This is a genomic window from Capnocytophaga granulosa ATCC 51502 (assembly GCF_000411115.1).
GTDB classification, from domain to species: Bacteria; Bacteroidota; Bacteroidia; order Flavobacteriales; family Flavobacteriaceae; genus Capnocytophaga; species Capnocytophaga granulosa.
On record NZ_KE150253.1, the window covers coordinates 94,883 to 113,871 of the forward strand.

The following is an 18,989-nucleotide window of genomic DNA, read 5'->3' on the forward strand; positions in this document are numbered from 1 at the left end:
AAAAGGAATTATGTATTCGTTTTCAAGTAAAATAAAGCTAACAGCTCTCATTAGTATGATAGTGGGGCTTGTAGCAGTCATATATAGCTTTATAGCGACCCCCAGTTCCGTAGCCGACCTCCATCAGGGGGGCGAAGCAGTTCACGATCCTGCGCATTTGGAACACATGCTTCACATGCTACAGAATAAGCCTTGGGCTGCCCTCTATGTAGCGGCACTCTTCTTTTTGCTCATCAGCTTAGGGGTCTTAGCTTTCTATGCTATCAACCGTGCCGCTCAGGCTGGTTGGGCACCGATTCTCTTTAGAGTAATGGAAGGAATTACAGGTTACCTCCCTGTGGGTGCTTTGATTTTCTTTGTATTGCTTGTATGTTCAGGCCTTCATCTGAATCATCTTTTCATCTGGATGGATCCTCAGGTGGTATCGCATGATACCGTGATACAGGGCAAAACAGGTTATCTGAATGTGCCTATGTTCCTCGTGCGTGCTGCCGTGTATCTCTTGGGTTGGATCGCTTACAGACAGATTACTCGTAAGCTCTCCCTCCAGCAAGATGAGGCAACCGATAACCGCCCGTTCATCAAAGCTTTTAAGTGGTCTGCGGGCTTCTTGGTATTCTTCCTCGTTACCGAGTCCATGATGTCTTGGGATTGGGTGATGAGTGTAGATCCGCACTGGTTCAGTACCCTCTTTGGTTGGTATGTATTTGGTAGCTTCATCACTTGTGCTATCGCCGCCATCATCTTGGTTACTGTAACACTTAAGAAACAAGGCTACTTAGAACATGTCAATGACAGCCATCTCCACGATTTGGCCAAATACCTATTCGGGTTCTCTATTTTCTGGACTTACCTTTGGTTCTCTCAATATCTATTGTATTGGTACTCCAATATCCCAGAAGAAGTTACCTATTTCGTAACACGTTTGGAGAACTTTGAGCCTATTGTTTTGGGAATGTTGGCCATCAACTTCCTTCTACCATTGCTCATCTTGGTTGATTCTGATATCAAGCGCAAACCCTGGGTAGTAGGAACTATGGCTGTAGTGATTCTTATAGGACACTATATGGATTTCTTCAATATGATTATGCCAGCCACTGTAGGACGCGAATGGAGTATAGGAGCTGCCGAAATAGGAAGTTTGTTATTCTTCTTCGGATTATTTACCTATGTAACATTCTACACCCTTACCAAGGCACCATTAGTAGAGAAGCGCCATCCACTCATGGGTGAAAGCGAACACTTCCACTACTAAAATAGATAAAAGATTAAAAGTTAAAAGTAAAAGGTAAAAAGTACGCCACTTTTTACCTTTTACTGTCATTATCAATCATTAGTCACTCAGCGTTAGTCGTAAGAATAGAAGCACTCAGCCAAGAAGGATCAAATGTTATTACCTATACGATGGAGGGAGGAAACCTTGTCAAAGAAGTCTTGCAACTCAAGGAAGCTAATGGACAAGTAAAACGAACTGTGGAAACAGTATATGAGTACGACCTCTCTATAAAGAATCCTAATTTATCTATAGAAACTAGATTGGTTAAGACTTACTTTTATCAAAGTACAACCTATTCCCCTGAGACGGTTAGTAAAAATGTATTAACCAAAAGGACGACCACTTCTCCTGTTACTGAAGAAAATCGTTCTTCTGTCTTTACCTATCAGAAAAATGATCAAGGCTACCCCACCGAGGTAAATGAAAGAACAAGTGGTAATACACGTAGCTGTACAGCATACCAGTACTAAGACTCTTATTCCATTATATTGATAGTTAAACAATAGTCTTCTGCCATGAGTTCTACCCATGCGCAGAGGACTTTCTTAGCCTTGCCTACCTGCAATAGGTATTGGCTGTATTGAGAGAAAAATTCGCTTGGATATTGGTCAAATATGAAGAAACTACTCTCAGTCCTAAGGCCATGACGAATAGCTATTTCCCCCAAGCAAATATTGGGGAGTGTATAAACAAATATAGCAGGGGAGGGGTAGTAGTTATTAGGGTCTTGTATGGTCTCTTGGTGCCTAAGATCGGTATCTAGACTTGCCGAATGGTTGGCAAAAACAAGCGCTAAGCCTTCTTTCTCTTCCGAAGAGAACCCTTCAAGGAGGTATTCTACCCCCAAGAAAGCCAGTTTGCTAAGAGCGTCCATTTTAAAGAATTTGGGATAATCAATTCCTAAATGCTTATAGGCGCCCTTGGCGAAAGTGGAGAAATCTCCACCTAACATTTCAAAAACAAAGGAACCATTAACGATAATGGCTCCTTTATATATCTTACAAGTCTTCATTAACTGTTTAGGGCGTTTGCTCCGGAGACAATTTCAAGGATTTCGTTGGTAATAGCCGTTTGTCGGGCTTTGTTATAAGTAAGAGTGAGTTCGTCACGGAGGGTAGAGGCGTTGTCGGTAGCCTTGTGCATAGCCGTCATACGAGCTCCATGTTCGGCCGCTAAGGAATCACGTAGTCCCTTGTATAGCTGTAGCTTGAGATGCTTAGGAATAAGTCCCTCTATGATGGCCTCAGCCGATGGCTCATAGATAAAGTCGCTCTCTTCTTGCTCTTCTTCTGTGGTTAGTTGTAGAGGCAGGAATACCTCTTCGGTGAGAATCTGAGTGGCAACGTTCTTAAAACTGTTGTATACTAAGATGATACGGTCATAAGTGCCCTTGGTGTAGGCGTTCATAAGCTCTTGGGCTAAGGTAGCTACCTTTTGGAAGTCCATATGGTCAAAGAAACCTTCGCAATAGCGACTTACTTTGCCTGTTTTCTTGAGAATATCATTTCCTTTTTTACCAATGGTGAGTATTTCCACCTCTTTTCCTTCGTATTTCTCCAAAAGGGATAGGGTGTGCTTTACTACAGTAGAGTTGAAAGCCCCGCATAACCCTCTGTCGGAGGTGATAGCCACCACAAGAATACGCTTTTCTCCCTTTTCACGAGGCAGGAAAGGGTTTGTAGTACCCAAGGCGCTCTTGAGGGATTTAAGGAGGTTTCCTAAGGTACTAGCGTAAGGTTTCATGGCATGGATAGCCTCTTGTGCTTTTTTGGACTTAGCGGCAGACACCATTTTCATCGCGCTGGTTATCTGCATGGTAGAACTTATCGAGTTGATACGATTGCGTATCTCTTTAAGGTTGGCCATAACTGGATATTAAACAGATTCTTTGCGAGTGCAAAAATACGAAAAAATAATGACAAATAACAAATGACAAATGATAAATTTTTATAATGACAAGTGACTAATGAAGCAGGGAGGATTGGTCATTAGTCACTTGTCAATAGTCATTAATTATTTTCCTCCCCAGAAATAGTATCCTATGATACTGATAAACAATATACTGATGATATTGAGCCAAAATCCTGCTTTGAGCATCACTTTCTGAGGGATGAGTCCCGTACCAAAGGCAATGGCATTGGGCGGGGTAGCTACAGGGAGCATGAAGGCACAAGAGGCACCAATACCAATAATCATCGCCAAACCGATTTCAGGCACGCCTATTTCCTTGGCAATGGAGATAAAGATAGGTACCAAGAGCGCAGCACTGGCTGTATTGGAGGTAAATTCGGTGAGGAATATGATAAAGGTAGCTACCAAAAGACCTATGATAAAGTGGTTTTGGTTACGGATAAGTTCTACAATACTCTCTACCAAAGCCTTACTTGCTCCAGAGGAGCCTAGGACAGCACTCAGGGTAAGCCCCCCTCCGAAGAGTAGGAGTACACCCCAGTCGGTGTTTTCCTCAATATCCTTCCAGCTTACGATGTTGAAGGTACAAACGAGGATAGCGGCTGTTAGGGCGATTATACTGTCAAAATCACCTATTTTTTCCAATCCGAAAAGACCAGAGAGTATAGGGTTGACCTGTGTGGAGAAAATCCAAAATAAGGCAGTAAGCGCAAAGATAATGATAGCACCCCATTGTTTTTTGTTGAGTGGTTCTTCCTTGTGATCATCACCTTTGACTTTGTCCATGGGCACTTTCAGATTGGGACGGAAGATGAAGTATAGGGTGAGTATGGTAAGAGGCAATAATCCTGCTACCACAGGCATACCATACCATAGCCACTCTTGGAAAGTTACGCCCAAGTTAGAGGAAACAATGGCGTTTGGAGGGCTACCTACAAGGGTACCCATACCCCCAATACTGGCCGAATAGGTAATCCCCAAGATTACGAACCAGTAGGAGCCTTTGTTCTGCTCATAAGGTAAGCCCTTGAGCAAACCGATGCCTAGAGGAATCATCATAGCTGCAGTAGCTGTGTTACTAATTCCCATAGAGAGACCAGCGGTTACCAAAAAGAGCAATAGGACAGCCCATAGGAAATTACCACGGGCAAGGGATAGCACTTTGTAAGCAATGTATTTGTCCAACTTGTTGACGCTCAGTGCGGCCGCTAAGGCAAATCCTCCAAAGAATAGGAAGATAGTCGGGTTGGCAAAATGTTGCAGTGCGGGCTTGGTATCTACCAATCCTAAGATGACGGAAAGGATCGGTACCGCTATGGCTGTAATGGTGATAGGAATCACCTCGGTAAGCCATAGGATAGCTACTAAGACTAGTAGCGCTAGACCTTTGTTGGTCTTAGCTTCGTAGGGGAGCCATAACATAAGCGCCCCTGAGAGCAGTACGGCCACTAATAGAATCAGGGCTCGCTTGGCAGTAATAAACTCAGTTTTCATAGGCTATAGGAATTAGCAAACAAGGAAAAAACCCTTGCTATTTATGTCCAACAAAATTACATTTTTTAGACGAAAAAAGCAAGAGTTTTTTTATATTTTTTTTCAACAATTGGCCTATTTTTTTTATAGATAGGTTTTTATTTGTTATAAGTGTCTTAATATGAAAGAATTAACTCTTATTTGCCTACGTGATCAAAGAGAACATCTCCGTCTTGGCATAGGGGTCTGAGTTTTTCTTCGATGAAGGGGTGTACCTTTGATTTTTCGGCTTCGGGGTAGAGCAGGTGTATATTGGCACCAGCATCGAGGGTAAAGCAGATGGGGGTGTTGGTACTGGCGCGGAAATACCATATCCTTTCTATAGCCGATAGGGTATTGGGGCGCATCAGTATATAATAAGGGTTGGAGGTGAGCATCATGGCATGTAGGGCGAGGGCTTCGCTTTCCACGATTTTGTTGAACTCATTCAGATCACCTTGGGAGAGCACATCTCTCAGCAGGGTGATGTTCTGCCTTGCTTGAGCAAAACGCGCTTCGGCGTAGGGATGGTCTATCATGAGCTTGTGTCCCTTGGAGCTGCTCACGGGCTTTTGTCCCTTGTCAATAAGAAGAATGGTGTCTTGGTAGGTGTCAAATATCTCATGGGTGTCTTTTAAGGGGACACCGTAAAAGTTGGAGCTATCAGGTACGGCCGGATGGGCGCCCCACATAACAATACCGCCATAGGTACTACGGCAGGCACTTCCAGAACCTAAGCGTGCTAAAAAGGAGGCTTTTTCATAGAAAAATTGCTCACTCATCTCCGGAGCGAAGAGTTTTTCTATCTTCATCAGGCAGACGGCTAAAGCGGCCATACCGCTGGCAGAAGAGGCGATCCCTGAGCTATGAGGAAAGGAATTGCGGGTACGTACAATAAAGTAATAGTCTCTAAGAAAGGGGATATAGTTGCGGATACGGGTAAAGAAAGTTTCTATTTTAGGGAGAAAATTTTCCTTGGGTTCTTTGTCAAAATAGAAATCAATCTGGAAGCTCGTAGTAAAATCGGTACGAGGGGCCATCTCCATAATGGTTTCAGTGTAAGAATCAGAGAGGGTGAAACTGATAGAGGGATTCATAGGGATTTGTTCACCCTTCTTTCCCCAATACTTCACCAAGGCAATATTGCTCGGTGCACGATGTTGCACTTTGGCTGCCTCTACCTTCTGAGTGTAGGGCTTAGGAATAAATTTGTCTACTAACATCCTTTGATAATGACTAGTAACTAATGACTAGCAACTAATGATTAATAATTAATAAAGGTGCTTTTGGATACCTTATAATGAGCGGCAAAGATACAAAGATTAATTGTTAATTGTTAATCGTTAATTGTTAATATTTATAGAACGAAATGAAAGTAAAAAATAAAAAGAGAAGAGTGAAAGATGAAAAATGGAAACTCCTCTAAGGACGTTTTTCACTGTTCACTATTCTCTCTTCTCTTATTTTTCTCTTCACTTATTTGTGTTACCAAATTTTGACTCTGTCCTGAGGTTTTCTATAGAGTTTGTCTCCTTCTTTGACATTGAAAGTCTGATACCAAGCATCCACATTGGTTAGAGGGGCAAAGGCACGGAGGTAGTCAGGGGCGTGAGGGTCGGTTTTAACCTGATTGGTAAGGTTCTGGTCGGTGGTAAGGGAGCGCCATACAGTAGCCCAAGCGATAAAGAAGCGTTCGTTTTGGGTAAATCCGCTAATTTTGGCTACATCACCATGATCTTTGAGATACATTTGTAAGGCGTCAAAGGCGATATTGGCACCGCCAAGGTCGGCAATGTTCTCTCCATTGGTGAAGATACCATTGACAAAGATTCCTTTTACGGGTTCATATTGGTCGTATTGTTTGGCCAATGCTTGGGTTGCTTTTTCGAAATTGGCACGGTCGGCAGGGCTCCACCAGTCTTGTAGGTTTCCATCGGCATCAAATTGGGCACCGCTGTCATCAAAGCCATGGGTCATCTCGTGTCCTATGATCCCCCCGATAGCACCGAAATTCACAGCTGGGTCAGCTTCAGGGTTGAACATAGGGGCTTGCAGGATAGCGGCAGGGAAAACAATCTCGTTGTAGAGAGGACTGTAGTAGGCATTGACAGTTTGTGGCGTCATGCCCCATTTGGTTTTATCCACAGGCTTGCCCACTTCGTCTAGGCTCTTTTGGTAGTACCATTGGGAGAGGTGTTGTAGGTTCTCGGTAAGGGTGGCCTTGGGGTCGATGTTGAGTTTAGAATAGTCCTCCCACTTGTCGGGATAGCCTACTTTTACATTGAGTTTGTCCAATTTGGCTAAGGCTTTTTGCTTGGTTTCCTCGCTCATCCAAGAGAGGTTTTGGATATGCTGGGCAAAACTCTTTCTTAGATAGCTGATAAGAGTAAGCATCTGATCCTTAGAGGTTTTAGGGAAGAATTTTTCTACATAGAGTTTACCAAAAGCCTCACCCAAGGACCCATCAATAAGAGAGAAGGCACGCTTTTGGATAGAGCGTTGTTCCTGCTGGCCACGTAGGTATTTGTCATAAAACTCAAAGGAAAGGTTGTCCAATTCCTCATTGAGGTTAGAGATATTGCTTAGTACCAACATATATTTTAGGTAGTCCTTGAGCAGAGGTAAGTTGTTGGCGTTGATAAACTTATCATAGTCCTTGTACAAGCGCAATTCAGAGACAATGACTTTGTTTTCACCCATACCAACATTCTTGAGCAGTTGTGGTAGGTTGATATTCTTGACCATGGTGCCCAACTCTTCCACACTGAGAGGGTGGTAGCTTAGGTTAGGGTCTCGGCTTTCCTCAACGGTGAGCATGAGTTTGGCAAGGCTTTTTTCAAAGGCCACTTGTTTTTGAGCTTTCTCTTCGGGGTTTTGAGCTCCCATAGCCTTGAATACTTGGGCGACGAAGGCCTCGTATTTCTGTAGGGCTTCGGTGTTGCTTTGGCTCTCTTTTTGGTAGTAGTCATTGCCCATACCGATAGAGAAATTGCTCAGATAGGCCACATTGGTATTGGAATCTTTCATATCGGCATAGGCGCCCCATGCACAGATAGGATTGTTGCCTAGGCGAGTGGCTTCTTCCAAGTATTTCTGGAGGTCGGCTAGGGACTTGATGTTGTCAATCTGGGCTAATTGTCCCTCGATGGGGCTAAGACCTTGTTTGTTACGGGTATCCCAGTCTACGTACTGCTTGTAGAGGGTTTGGATTTTTTTGGCCTTCACTACCATCGGAATACTGCTTGCTGACGAGGTCGTCTAAGATAGAGAGGCAGTTGGTTTCGGTAATGTCGTCCAACATGTAGTAGGTACCCCAAGAGGTTTTGTCGGCTGGGATTTTAGCGGTTTTCATCCAGCTACCATTGACATAGTTGTAGAAGTCATCTTGCGGACGTACAGAGGAGTCCATAGCGGAGATGTCAAGGCCTTTTTCTTCGGTTTTGGCTGGGGTTTCCTTAGGAGGGTTGCCGCAAGCTGCCAAAAGGGAAAGAGAAGCCCAAAGGGCGGTTTTTGAGAAGGTATTTTTTTTCATTTTTTATTGAATTTCCGAGGTATTTCTATGGTGATTAACGTGAGTTCGATATAACAAAAGCTCCCGCGGATTTTCACGGATTTCACCCTCCGCTGGTGCGAGCTTGCAGCTCGTACCTATGATTATGGAGCTTGTAGCTCCTATAAAGAGCCAAAGGCTCTACTTGATAGTAGGCACGAGCTACAAGCTCGCGCCAGCAGAGGGAATAAATAAGGCAAAGGATTAGTTCCTAATTTGCTCTTTTTCAAGGGCTAATTGCCATTAGCCCCTACACCTGCTCATGCTAATTTTTCGTACCCCCCCGCTGGTGCGAGCTTGCAGCTCGTACCTAATGATTATGGAGTTTGTAGCTCTCATAAAGAGCCAAAGGCTCTACTTAATAGTAGGCACGAGCTACAAGCTCGCGCCAGCAGAGGCTGGCCAAGATACCCCTTATTAGCATAGTCTTTACAGGGATGTATTGATAAAAATTAATATTACGGCAAATGTACGAATTTTAATTGAGAATATTCTGTTGGAAAGGAAAAAAAACGTACATTTGCCAATATTTTAGAAGATAAGAAATAGATGCGATTACATAGGAATTTGGTGGATGCCGTAGTAGATGGTTTTCTACAGATTAATAATGATGGTCTCTATGCGGATAAGGTGATAGAGCGTTTGCTTAAGCGTGATAAGCGCTGGGGAAGCAAGGATAGAGCTTTTATAGCAGAGACACTCTATGAACTGATTCGCTATAAGCGTCTTTATACAGAGATAGCCCAAGAGAAGGCGCCTTTTACGGTGCAGAGTACCCGACGGGTGTTTGCTGTATGGGCGGTGCTCAGGGGGATTACACTTCCTGAGTGGTACTTTGAGGGGACGCCAGAGCGCCGTATCAAGGGACGTTTTGATGCACTCTCCAAGGAGCGTGCAGTGCGAGAGTCGGTACCTGATTGGCTTGATGCTCTTGGTGTAAAGGAGCTGGGTGAGGAGGTATGGACGCGTGAGCTGCATGCACTGAATCAGCAGGCGCAGGTGGTGCTAAGGGTCAATACACTCAAGACAGACAAGGCAGCTCTTCAGGCACAGCTAAGCAAAGAGGGTTATGAGACAGCACCTCTTGAGGAACTGCCCGATGCGCTGCAACTGGAGAAGCGGGCGAATGTCTTTCTATCGGAGGCTTTCAAGCAGGGGCTTTTTGAGTTACAGGATGCCGCTTCGCAAAGAGTAGCCCCTTTGCTCTTAGGAGATTGGACACCTGCGCAGGGTAGCCTGAAGGTAGCTGACTGCTGTGCTGGGGCAGGAGGGAAAACCCTACATTTGGCTTCGCTGATGGGGGGCAAAGGTAAGATTGTGGCTATGGACATCTACCAGCAGAAGCTCGATGAACTCTCCCGTAGGGCGAAACGCAATGGAGCTTTTAATATAGAGACACGGCCGGTAGAGGCCAAATATCTCAAACGCCAAAGAGGTAGTTTTGACAAAGTGCTAATTGATGCGCCTTGTTCAGGCTTAGGTGTGTTGCGACGTAACCCTGATACAAAATGGAAACTTACCCCTGAGTTCTTAGACCAAATACGTTCTACTCAAGTCCAAATCCTTGAGCAATACAGTCAGTTGGTTAAGGACGGCGGGCAACTTGTCTACGCTACTTGTTCGGTATTGCCCAGTGAAAACCAACAACAAGTACAACGATTTCTGCAAAGTCCCGCAGGGCAGCGCTTTACTCTTGTGGAAGAACATCAGATCTGGGCAACAGAGGGGTATGATGGGTTCTATATGGCGAAATTACTGAAAAATGAAAAGTGAAAAGTGATTACTAATCAATTGTTAATTTATTGACTACTAACTGCTAATCACTAACCACTAATTGCTAACTAGTAACTATTTGATTATGGAATTTTTGAATAAATATTTTGTAGAAGTCTGTTTGAAAGATTATGCTACGTTCAAGGGGCGTGTGGGGCGAAAGCCTTATTGGCTCTTTGTAGGCGTCCTCTTTGCACTACTTACAGCGCTATTACTATTGGAAGAGTTTGTGTTTCTGTCTGATACAGAAGTAGGAGAGATTTTTGGCTTCTTAGTAGGTGTTTCTGCTGCCATAGTACTCTTACCCCTTATAGCGATTTCAGTGCGTAGGTTGCACGATGTAGGCAAAAGCGGCTGGTGGCTATTGGTGCCTGTCTATAACATAATATTGCTCTTAGGAAAGAGCAGAGGAGAAGCGTAAAGAATGAAGATTGCTTATCATCCCATCTATACCCATCCAGTGCCTGAGAATCATCGTTTTCCGATGGAGAAATATGCTCTCTTGCACGAGCAGTTGTTGTGGGAGGGAATCGCTACGGAGGCAGATTTCTTTGCTCCTGAGAAGGTGGCACTCTCGTCCTTATACTTGGCGCATACGCCTGCCTATGTGCAGGATTTTGTAGGGCAGACCCTAGAGGAGCGCACACGTATTCGAATCGGGTTTGTTCAGAGCCAACAGCTGATAGATCGCGAACTGACCCTAGTGCAGGGCACTATAGAAGGGGCGCTTTATGCACTGGAGGGGCAGGTAGCCTTTAACATAGCAGGAGGTACACACCATGCATATTCCGATAGGGGAGAGGGGTTTTGTATGCTCAATGACCAAGCTGTAGCGGCTGCCTATCTATTGGATAAAGGAAAGGCACAGCGGGTGCTCATTATAGATTTGGATGTACATCAGGGGAATGGTACGGCGGAGATATTTGCTCAAAAGCCAGCTGTATTTACCTTTTCTATGCACGCTCAGGGCAATTATCCCTTTGTAAAAGAGCAGTCAGATATGGATATAGCCCTACCGGATGGCACAGGAGATGACGCCTATATAACACAGCTGCGGGAGGTCTTGCCTGAGCTATTTGAGAAGCATCAGCCTGATTTTGTATTTTACCAATCGGGAGTAGATGTGCTTGAGAGTGATAAATTTGGCAAGCTACGGCTATCCTTGGAGGGCTGTGCTCAGCGCGATCGGCTCGTTTTTGAGGCTTGTGCCCAGCGGCAGATTCCTGTGCAATGTAGTATGGGAGGGGGCTATTCGCCAAGGCTTTCTACCATACTGGAGGCACATACAAATACTTTTAAGATAGCCTCAGAAGTCTTTGGGATATAAATAAAAAATTGTACCTTTGCCGAGAAAGTGAAGAGCGGAGAGTGAAAAGTGAAGAGTGAAGAATGAAGAGTGAAGAATGAAAAGAGAAAAGTGAAACTGGATAAAAAACTAAAAAATATATGATAACAACAGATCAGCTTACTATGGGGGTATTATTCCCTATAGAGGCGTTTGAGGGGCCAGTGCCTCGTATGAACAAAGACGAACAGATTACTCTTGCCCAACAAGCGGAAGACTTGGGTTTTGACACATTATGGGTGAGGGACGTTCCTCTTTTTGACCCTAATTTCCGTGATGTAGGACAGATATATGACCCTTGGGTATATATGGCACATATAGCAACCCTCACTAATAAAATTAAGCTCGGTACGGCCAGTATGGTGCTTCCTTTGCGTCACCCGATACACTTTGCCAAAGCAGCGGCAAGTATAGACCAACTTTTTCCAGGTCGCTTGCACCTTGGGGTAGCCTCAGGAGACCGTGCGATAGAATATCCTGCGTTTAATAGGCCATACGAGAACCGCAGTATAGACTTTATGCGCCAGATGGAGACCATTCGCACTTTCTGGAGTGAAGATTTTCCTCGCTATGAGACCTCTTTTGGAAAGATGCAAGGAGAAGCGGATGTGATTCCAAAGCCTATAAACAAGCGTATTCCGATGTATGTTACAGGACATGCTGGAGGAATTAACCTAGACTGGATTGCCCAAAATGGGGACGGCTGGATCTACTACCCACGTGAGTTTGCTTACACTAAGAACATCATACAGAACTGGAAAGCGACTCTTAAGAAATACAATCAGCCAGATAAGCCATATATACAGCCCTTGTACATAGACCTATTGGAGGATCCCAATGCGGAACCTATCAATATAGAACTTGGTTTCCGCTTGGGTCGTAACTACTTGATAGACTTGTTGCAAACGCTCAAGTTTATGGGAGTTAGCCATACGATATTCATTGCGAAGTTCTGTTCGCGCCCTATGAAAGAGGTAATAGAAGAAATAGGTAAAGAGGTACTTCCTCATATGAATGAAGGATAGGTATGGAGATTATCATCATCAATGGGCCGAACCTGAACCTTTTGGGCAGGCGAGAGCCTTCAGTATATGGGCAAGCGAGTTTTGAGGCGTATTTTGAGACCCTCAAAGCGGCTTTCCCTGAGGTGAATTTGCACTATTTCCAGTCCAACCACGAAGGAGCACTGATAGATAAGCTCCATGAGGTAGGGTTCTCCTATGATGGGATTATCCTCAACGCGGGTGCCTATACTCATACCTCGGTGGCACTGCATGATGCTATTCGCGGGATTACCACTGCTGTGGTGGAGGTGCATATCTCCAATACCTTTGCACGCGAAGATTTTCGTCATCACTCCTATATATCGCCTGTGGCTAAGGGGATTATTGTGGGCTTTGGGATGGAAAGCTATAAATTGGCGATACAAAGCCTTATTAGTGACTAATGACTAATGACAAGTGACTAATGACAAGTGACTAGTGACGAATGAATTTGAGAAATATTTTTGAAATATGAAAATAACATTAGCCGTATTGGCGGCGGGCTTGGGTTCCCGCTTTGGTGCTGATAAGCAGATCGTTCCTATATATGGGGATTCTATTCTTTTGGATTATTCGATAGCAGATGCCTTTGCGGCAGGATTTGATAATGTAGTATTGATTGTTCGTTCGGAGATAGAGGAACAGATGAAGGCGCATCTGCTAAAGAAGTTTCCTGAGGATAAACTCTCTTTTGTGTGTCAGGATACTATGACACCCAAAGAAATAGAGCGCAAAAAGCCTTGGGGGACAGGGCATGCACTATTGTGCTTGAAGGATCAGATACATAATCCTTTTCTAATTATCAATGCCGATGACTTCTATGGGGCACACTCGTTTGAGATGATGGCTGAGGCCTTGCGCAAAGGGAAAGAGAAGACCTTTTTCTCGGCTGGGTATCGCTTGGGTAATACGCTGAGTGAGAATGGGACGGTGTCGCGTGGTATTTGTACTGTCAGTGCAGACCATCACCTCATTAGTATAGAGGAACGCACCAAACTACTCAAAACAGGCGAGAATGAGGCGACTGATGAGCGCACAGGGGAGCGTTTCCCACTGACGAGCTTTGTTTCTATGAATTTCTGGGGCTTTACTCCAGCTATATTCCAGCTAGGCGTACCCCTATTTGAAACCTTTATAGCCGAACATAAGGGAGACCCCAAGGCGGAGTTCTATATTCCTACCCTTGTGAGCCATGCCATGGCACAGGGCTATGTGGTGGAGGTAGTACCTACCGAAGCGGTATGGTTTGGGATGACCTATCAGGAAGACTTGGATGTGGTCAGAAGAGAAATAGAGAGAGTGAAAAGTGAAAAGTGAAAAGTGAAAAGTGACCAATGACTAATCCTATTGTGGTATTAGTCATTGGTCATTGGTCACTAAAGAAGGATCATTGCTTCAAATGCTTCTTCTGTGAGGATGGGGATACCCAGTTGGGTGGCTTTTTCCAATTTGCTAGGCCCCATATTGTCGCCAGCTACTACATAGCTGGTCTTGGAGGAGATGGAAGAACCTACTTTGCCTCCGTGGCTTTCTATTAAGGCCTTGATCTCGTCGCGGGAATGGCGAGCGAAAACACCAGAGACAACAAGGGTTTTCCCCTTGAGCGTTTCTGAGAGAGTTGTTTGTGCGGTTTCAGCTAAGGCAAATTGTAAGCCATAGCCCTCCAAACGCTGGAGAATCTCCTTATTCCTATCATCGGCAAAGAACTCTATGACACTCTGGGCGATGCGGTCGCCTATTTCATCTATCTGAATCAATTGCTCATAGGTAGCTGTACGGAATGCCTCTAAGGTCTTATAAGTGCGGGCAAACTTCTTAGCTACCGTCTCCCCTACCATACGAATTCCCAAGGCAAAGAGTACTCGCTCGAAAGGTACTTGCTTGGACTTCTCTATCCCTGTGATGATATTCTGAGCACTGCGTGTACCCATGCGTTCGAGGTTCTGTATTTGCTCAGCTTTCAGCTCATAGAGGTCAGCATAGTTGTGTATGAGTCCTGCGCGGAACATCAGCTCGACTGTTTCGGAGCCTAAGCCCTCTATATCCATAGCCTTTCGGGAGATATAGTGCTGAATACGCCCTGTAATCTGAGGTGGACAGCCATAAGCATTGGGGCAGTAGTGTTGCGCCTCACCTTCGTTGCGTACCAACTCAGTACCACATTCGGGGCAATGGGTGATAAAGGCCACAGGAGTAGCCTCTTGCGGACGCACTTCCAACTTCACCCCTGTAATCTTAGGGATAATCTCACCGCCTTTTTCAACAAATACTTGGTCACCAAGGCGAAGATCCAGTTTGGCAATCTGGTCAGCATTGTGCAGGGAGGCGCGCTTTACTATGGTACCTGCCAAGAGCACAGGAGCGAGATTGGCCACAGGAGTAATTGCCCCTGTACGCCCTACCTGGTAGGAGATACTCTCTAGGGTGGTGGTAACCTCCTCTGCCTTAAACTTATAAGCAATTGCCCAGCGGGGGGATTTGGCGGTATAGCCCAATTCCTGTTGGGCATGGAAGTCATTGACCTTGATGACCACTCCATCGGTTTCGTAAGGGAGATCATGTCGGCGCTGATCCCAGTAGTTGATAAAGTCCATCACCTCTTGGGTGGAGTGGCATAGCTTGGATTGAGAGGGTACCTTAAAGCCCCAATCGCGGGCTTTCTGTAAGCTGTCGAACTGGTTATTTACGGGCAGGTTGTCTCCCACTACATAGTAAAGCAGGCAGTCAAGAGGACGCTTGGCGACCTCGGCTGTATCTTGTAGTTTCAAGCTTCCACTAGCGGTGTTACGAGGGTTCATATAAGGGTCTTCCCCCTCAGCTATACGCTGCTCATTCATCTTCTTAAAGCCCTCCTTGAGGATGATAATCTCCCCACGGATATGGAAATGGTCAGGATAGTCCCCCTTGAGGACTAGTGGCACGCTGCGAATGGTACGTACATTGGCCGTGATTTCATCGCCCTGCACTCCATCGCCACGAGTAGTCGCCTGCACTAGTTGGCCATGGTCATACGTTAGGTCTATGGAAGCCCCGTCGTACTTAAGCTCACAGACGAAAGACACCTTGTCTGTACCCAGTCCCTTGAGGACACGCTTTTCCCATTCCTCTATCTCCTCCTTGGAGTAAGAGTTGTCCAAGGAGTACATACGGAACTCGTGGGTTACCGTAGGGAAGTTTTTGGTAATCTCGCCCCCTACCCTCACCGTAGGAGAGTTAGGGTCTTTGTACTGGGGATATTGTGCCTCCAATTCCTGTAATTCTTTGAGTTTTTGGTCAAACTCAAAATCGGAAATAGAGGGGGTATCGAGCACATAATAATTGTAGTTGTGCTCATTAAGTTCCTTGCGGAGCGCTTCAATCTTCTGTAGAACCATAGCTTTAATGACTAATGACGAGTGACTAATGACTAATGACTAATGATTAATGATTAATGACTAATGATTAATGATTAATGATTAGAGACTAACCACTTAGTTGTGATAAAGCGCAAAAATACGAAAAATATCTTGTTTTTCTACAGATAAACACGTAAATTTGTAGCTAAAGAATCATCTATAAAATCCTTTCTATTATGGGACATTCATTATCCAATGCAACTGCGAAGAAACAAGCTGTAACACAGGCTGTTATCTTTGGTGTGGGATTATTTGCTTTGCTCTTTTTAGTCCTTAAGTTTGTCAATGGCTACTCAGCTATGGGCGCGCTCTTTATCTCTGGAGTAACCGCTGTATTGGCGGCTATCACTTGGGGAATAGTAAGCCACTATCTGAAGAAATAGTGGTTAGTGGTCAGTTGTTAGTGATTAGTCACTGGCAACTGACTACTAAAATTCAATTCTCCTCTGCCGGCGCGAGCTTGCATTAGGTAGATTTTTTGGCTCTCTATGGGAGCTACAAGCTCTATAATCATAGGTACGAGCTGCAAGCTCGCACCAGCAAGGGTCATTAGTAACTCAAAATAAAAACTCAGAACTTGAAAAGTATTGCATTCATATTAGGTCTTTATCTTGTGGCATTGTTGGTATTGCCATGTAGTGATATGCCTATATATGAGGGCAATGATACGGCTGAGATGAGTGCATCTCACTCTCATTCTTCTGGTGATATAGACCTATGCAACCCGCTATGTATCTGCAATTGCTGCCAAATGGTACTTTCTCTTCCTGTCTCTGAAGAGACGCCCTTGGAAACACTTTCTCCTATTATAGAAACTAAACACTTGATTTCCTACCCCTATATTATTATAGATTCCTCCTACTTGGGAAATATCTGGGTTCCTCCTAAAATAGCTTAATTCTTCAACATAAGGGTGAATTGCCATTCGCCCCTACTTTACTTTGACTGGTGCGTTTTTGTAATTTGTGCCAACATTATCTATTTATTACATATAAAATTCCATGAAAAATATCATTATACTGCTCTTTGTTCTCTTTGGCGGTAGTATCCTCTATGGGCAGGAGCAAAAAATAAGCGGACATATTACCTCCGCAACGGATAAAACACCTCTTTTGGGCGTTTCCATACGCATCAAAGACACTCCAAGAGGCACTACTACCAATGAACAAGGAGATTTCTCTATCAAAGCAGCCTCTGGAGAGGTACTAGTATTCTCCTTTATTGGATTTAGAAGCCTTGAATACACTATTACCCAGACTAATATTCCTCTTATCCTTGAATTAGAGGAAGAAGAGACCGAGCTGGAGGGGCTGACTATCACCTCCACACGTAGTAGCCGTACCATAGAGAAAGTGCCTACTCGTATTGAGCTTATTACAGCTGAAGAGCTAGATGAAAAAGCCAACATGCGCCCCAGTGATTTGCGGATGCTACTGAGTGAAAGCACTGGTATACAAGTACAGACAACCTCTCCAATCAGTGCCAATGCAGGTATTCGTATCCAAGGATTGGATGGGCGCTATACCCAGATACTCAAGGACGGATTCCCTGCTTACTCTGGAGCTGCCAGTGGCTTGGGTTTGCTGCAAACGCCCCCCTTGGACCTCAAGCAGGTGGAAGTCATCAAGGGTACCAGCTCCACCCTCTATGGAGGAGGTGCCATAGCAGGATTGGTCAATTTGATCTCTAAGACCCCTACCCCAGCGAGAGAGCTACTTTTTCATATAGACGGCACATCGGCTAAGGGATTAAACTTGAATGCATTCTATGGACAAAAATTCAATCATGTAGGTACCACTCTTTTTGCTTCTCATAGCAGAAACCAAGCCTATGCACCAAGTGACACTCCCTTTTCTGCCATTCCTCGCTTTGAACGCTGGGTAGTGAATCCCAAGCTATTCCTCTATTTTGACGAAGACACCTCGCTGAACATAGGGATAAATGCCATGGTGGAGCAGCGGTTAGGAGGACATATAGAGTACTTAAGGGGCAATACCGACCCTGCCTATCACTATTTTGAGGAAAACAATACTCATCGCTATGGTGGCCAGCTAACATTTGACCACCATATAAGTGAGGATTCCCGATTCCAGCTAAAGAGTAGTATTAACTACTTCCAAAGAGAAATTGTCCTGCCTGATTATCGTTTTTCAGGAACACAGCTAAGCAGCTTTACAGAAGGGTTCTATGGTTTGGAAAGAGAAAAAACAGACTGGATTATAGGAGTAACCCTTTTAGATCATCGTTTTAAGGAACAGCCTCTTACTACCTTCCCTTTGAGAGATGAGCAGGAGATGATTGTAGGAGGATTTGCCCAAAATACTTGGAAAACCGCCCCATGGTTGGAGATAGAAAGTGGTTTGCGCACCGATTTTGTCAAAGACTATGGATGGGTAGTACTTCCTAGGCTAGCCAGCCTCTTTCACCTATCAGAGAAACTCACTTCCCGCATATCAGGCGGATTGGGGTATAAAACACCTACCTTATTCACAGAGGAAAGCGAACGATTTCATTATCAAAACATCTTGCCTGTGAGTAGCCAAAAGAATCGGTTGGAGAAGAGTTATGGCGCCAACTTTGATATTAATTACCAGACCCTTTTAGGAGAGGAATGGACTCTGAGTATCAATCAACTCTTTTTCTATACCTACTTAGACCATCCGCTATTGCTGGAAAACCTATCACCTAAGAAGTATCACCTAACCAATATAGAAGGGCATATCCACACCAAAGGATTGGAAACCAATGTAAAAATAGGTTACAAAGACTTCAAACTTTTCTTGGGTTACACCCTAACCAACACTCAATTACATGAGGGAGATGTCTTTACGGACAATCTGCTTACTGCTAAGCACCGTACCAACTCTATTTTGTTTTACGAAGTGGAAGATAAGTGGAAAATCGGGTTAGAAGCCTATTATTTCAGTTCACAGCTGCTGAGTGATGGAGAGCGTGGGCATCCTTACTGGATGACAGGTTTTATAGTAGAGAAATTATGGAAACATTGTTCTGTTTATATCAATTTTGAAAACTTCTTGGATGTACGTCAGACCCGTTTTGGAAGTATCTATACAGGTAGTGAGCGTGCTCCCGTATTCAAAGATATCTATGCTCCCTTGGACGGTTTTGTGTTCAACGGAGGTATTAAGCTCAAGCTATAAGAAAAAGGCTGTCCCGCGAAAGC

General features: G+C 44.5%; 16 protein-coding genes and 1 pseudogene. 11 read left to right on the forward strand and 6 right to left on the reverse strand.

Features of this window, described 5'->3' with window-relative positions:
- Positions 1-10: 10 nt before the first annotated feature.
- Both HMPREF9331_RS05370 and HMPREF9331_RS05375 read left to right on the forward strand, forming a co-directional pair.
- Positions 11-1,255: a hypothetical protein gene (locus HMPREF9331_RS05370; RefSeq protein WP_016420005.1), complete on the forward strand. Its 1,245-nt coding sequence runs from the start codon at positions 11-13 to the stop codon at positions 1,253-1,255.
- A 149-nt stretch (positions 1,256-1,404) separates the two neighbouring features.
- On the forward strand, positions 1,405-1,746 hold the full coding sequence (locus HMPREF9331_RS05375) for a hypothetical protein (RefSeq protein WP_016420006.1): 342 nt from the start codon (positions 1,405-1,407) through the stop codon (positions 1,744-1,746).
- 5 nt (positions 1,747-1,751) lie between these two features.
- Here the strand turns inward: HMPREF9331_RS05375 and HMPREF9331_RS05380 are convergent, their stop codons facing one another.
- The 5 genes and pseudogenes from HMPREF9331_RS05380 to HMPREF9331_RS05400 all read right to left on the reverse strand — a co-directional run bounded on the left by HMPREF9331_RS05380 (position 1,752) and on the right by HMPREF9331_RS05400 (position 8,231).
- On the reverse strand, positions 1,752-2,288 hold the full coding sequence (locus HMPREF9331_RS05380; protein ID WP_016420007.1) for a hypothetical protein: 537 nt from the start codon (positions 2,286-2,288) through the stop codon (positions 1,752-1,754).
- Positions 2,288-3,142 (reverse strand): ATP synthase F1 subunit gamma, encoded by an 855-nt coding sequence (gene atpG / locus HMPREF9331_RS05385; protein ID WP_016420008.1) that lies wholly within the window; start codon positions 3,140-3,142, stop codon positions 2,288-2,290. Before atpG ends, HMPREF9331_RS05380 begins: the two co-directional genes overlap by 1 nt.
- A 147-nt stretch (positions 3,143-3,289) precedes the next feature.
- Positions 3,290-4,681: an SLC13 family permease gene (locus tag HMPREF9331_RS05390; protein ID WP_016420009.1), complete on the reverse strand. Its 1,392-nt coding sequence runs from the start codon at positions 4,679-4,681 to the stop codon at positions 3,290-3,292.
- A 176-nt stretch (positions 4,682-4,857) separates the two neighbouring features.
- The gene (locus tag HMPREF9331_RS05395; RefSeq protein ID WP_016420010.1) at positions 4,858-5,922 is read right to left on the reverse strand and encodes a diphosphomevalonate decarboxylase; all 1,065 of its coding nucleotides are present in this window, start codon (positions 5,920-5,922) and stop codon (positions 4,858-4,860) included.
- A 262-nt stretch (positions 5,923-6,184) separates the two neighbouring features.
- Positions 6,185-8,231, reverse strand: a pseudogene (locus HMPREF9331_RS05400) (M13 family metallopeptidase).
- Positions 8,232-8,798: 567 nt separating this feature from the next.
- Between HMPREF9331_RS05400 and HMPREF9331_RS05410 the strand changes: the two are divergent.
- The 6 genes from HMPREF9331_RS05410 (at position 8,799) to HMPREF9331_RS05435 (ending at position 13,727) form a co-directional block, all read left to right on the forward strand.
- A complete protein-coding gene (locus tag HMPREF9331_RS05410; protein WP_016420013.1) occupies positions 8,799-10,022 on the forward strand; it encodes an RsmB/NOP family class I SAM-dependent RNA methyltransferase in 1,224 nt (407 codons plus the stop codon).
- A gap of 85 nt (positions 10,023-10,107) precedes the next feature.
- Positions 10,108-10,443, forward strand: coding sequence for a DUF805 domain-containing protein (locus HMPREF9331_RS05415; RefSeq protein ID WP_016420014.1), 336 nt, complete (start codon positions 10,108-10,110; stop codon positions 10,441-10,443).
- A gap of 3 nt (positions 10,444-10,446) precedes the next feature.
- Complete coding sequence (locus HMPREF9331_RS05420; protein ID WP_009641732.1) at positions 10,447-11,349, forward strand: histone deacetylase family protein; 903 nt, start codon at positions 10,447-10,449, stop codon at positions 11,347-11,349.
- Positions 11,350-11,468: 119 nt separating this feature from the next.
- Positions 11,469-12,392 carry an LLM class oxidoreductase gene (locus tag HMPREF9331_RS05425; RefSeq protein ID WP_009641733.1) on the forward strand — a complete coding sequence of 308 codons (924 nt, stop codon included), beginning with the start codon at positions 11,469-11,471 and terminating at the stop codon, positions 12,390-12,392.
- 2 nt (positions 12,393-12,394) lie between these two features.
- Positions 12,395-12,814 (forward strand): type II 3-dehydroquinate dehydratase, encoded by a 420-nt coding sequence (gene aroQ / locus HMPREF9331_RS05430; RefSeq protein ID WP_016420015.1) that lies wholly within the window; start codon positions 12,395-12,397, stop codon positions 12,812-12,814.
- Between the two features lie 67 nt (positions 12,815-12,881).
- On the forward strand, positions 12,882-13,727 hold the full coding sequence (locus tag HMPREF9331_RS05435) for an NTP transferase domain-containing protein (RefSeq protein WP_016420016.1): 846 nt from the start codon (positions 12,882-12,884) through the stop codon (positions 13,725-13,727).
- Between the two features lie 59 nt (positions 13,728-13,786).
- On the opposite strand, the gene ligA is transcribed toward HMPREF9331_RS05435, so the two are convergent.
- Entirely contained in the window at positions 13,787-15,784 is a 1,998-nt protein-coding gene (gene ligA, locus HMPREF9331_RS05440; protein WP_016420017.1) for an NAD-dependent DNA ligase LigA, read from the reverse strand.
- Positions 15,785-15,981: 197 nt separating this feature from the next.
- On the opposite strand from ligA, the gene HMPREF9331_RS05445 reads away from it, so the two are divergent.
- The 3 genes from HMPREF9331_RS05445 (at position 15,982) to HMPREF9331_RS05455 (ending at position 18,966) form a co-directional block, all read left to right on the forward strand.
- Positions 15,982-16,188 (forward strand): hypothetical protein, encoded by a 207-nt coding sequence (locus HMPREF9331_RS05445; RefSeq protein WP_009640502.1) that lies wholly within the window; start codon positions 15,982-15,984, stop codon positions 16,186-16,188.
- Between the two features lie 194 nt (positions 16,189-16,382).
- Positions 16,383-16,703: a DUF6660 family protein gene (locus HMPREF9331_RS05450; RefSeq protein WP_144267029.1), complete on the forward strand. Its 321-nt coding sequence runs from the start codon at positions 16,383-16,385 to the stop codon at positions 16,701-16,703.
- Between the two features lie 103 nt (positions 16,704-16,806).
- A complete protein-coding gene (locus tag HMPREF9331_RS05455; protein ID WP_016420019.1) occupies positions 16,807-18,966 on the forward strand; it encodes a TonB-dependent receptor in 2,160 nt (719 codons plus the stop codon).
- Positions 18,967-18,989 lie beyond the last annotated feature (23 nt).

What these genes read in the sequence shown, in the direction of transcription:
- HMPREF9331_RS05370 (WP_016420005.1), top strand. Translation starts at nt 11, where the DNA reads ATGTATTCGTTTTCAAGTAAAATAAAGCTAACAGCTCTCATTAGTATG.
- HMPREF9331_RS05375 (WP_016420006.1), top strand. Translation starts at nt 1,405, where the DNA reads ATGGAGGGAGGAAACCTTGTCAAAGAAGTCTTGCAACTCAAGGAAGCT.
- HMPREF9331_RS05380 (WP_016420007.1), bottom strand. Translation starts at nt 2,288, where the DNA reads ATGAAGACTTGTAAGATATATAAAGGAGCCATTATCGTTAATGGTTCC.
- atpG (WP_016420008.1), bottom strand. Translation starts at nt 3,142, where the DNA reads ATGGCCAACCTTAAAGAGATACGCAATCGTATCAACTCGATAAGTTCT.
- HMPREF9331_RS05390 (WP_016420009.1), bottom strand. Translation starts at nt 4,681, where the DNA reads ATGAAAACTGAGTTTATTACTGCCAAGCGAGCCCTGATTCTATTAGTG.
- HMPREF9331_RS05395 (WP_016420010.1), bottom strand. Translation starts at nt 5,922, where the DNA reads ATGTTAGTAGACAAATTTATTCCTAAGCCCTACACTCAGAAGGTAGAG.
- HMPREF9331_RS05410 (WP_016420013.1), top strand. Translation starts at nt 8,799, where the DNA reads ATGCGATTACATAGGAATTTGGTGGATGCCGTAGTAGATGGTTTTCTA.
- HMPREF9331_RS05415 (WP_016420014.1), top strand. Translation starts at nt 10,108, where the DNA reads ATGGAATTTTTGAATAAATATTTTGTAGAAGTCTGTTTGAAAGATTAT.
- HMPREF9331_RS05420 (WP_009641732.1), top strand. Translation starts at nt 10,447, where the DNA reads ATGAAGATTGCTTATCATCCCATCTATACCCATCCAGTGCCTGAGAAT.
- HMPREF9331_RS05425 (WP_009641733.1), top strand. Translation starts at nt 11,469, where the DNA reads ATGATAACAACAGATCAGCTTACTATGGGGGTATTATTCCCTATAGAG.
- aroQ (WP_016420015.1), top strand. Translation starts at nt 12,395, where the DNA reads ATGGAGATTATCATCATCAATGGGCCGAACCTGAACCTTTTGGGCAGG.
- HMPREF9331_RS05435 (WP_016420016.1), top strand. Translation starts at nt 12,882, where the DNA reads ATGAAAATAACATTAGCCGTATTGGCGGCGGGCTTGGGTTCCCGCTTT.
- ligA (WP_016420017.1), bottom strand. Translation starts at nt 15,784, where the DNA reads ATGGTTCTACAGAAGATTGAAGCGCTCCGCAAGGAACTTAATGAGCAC.
- HMPREF9331_RS05445 (WP_009640502.1), top strand. Translation starts at nt 15,982, where the DNA reads ATGGGACATTCATTATCCAATGCAACTGCGAAGAAACAAGCTGTAACA.
- HMPREF9331_RS05455 (WP_016420019.1), top strand. Translation starts at nt 16,807, where the DNA reads ATGAAAAATATCATTATACTGCTCTTTGTTCTCTTTGGCGGTAGTATC.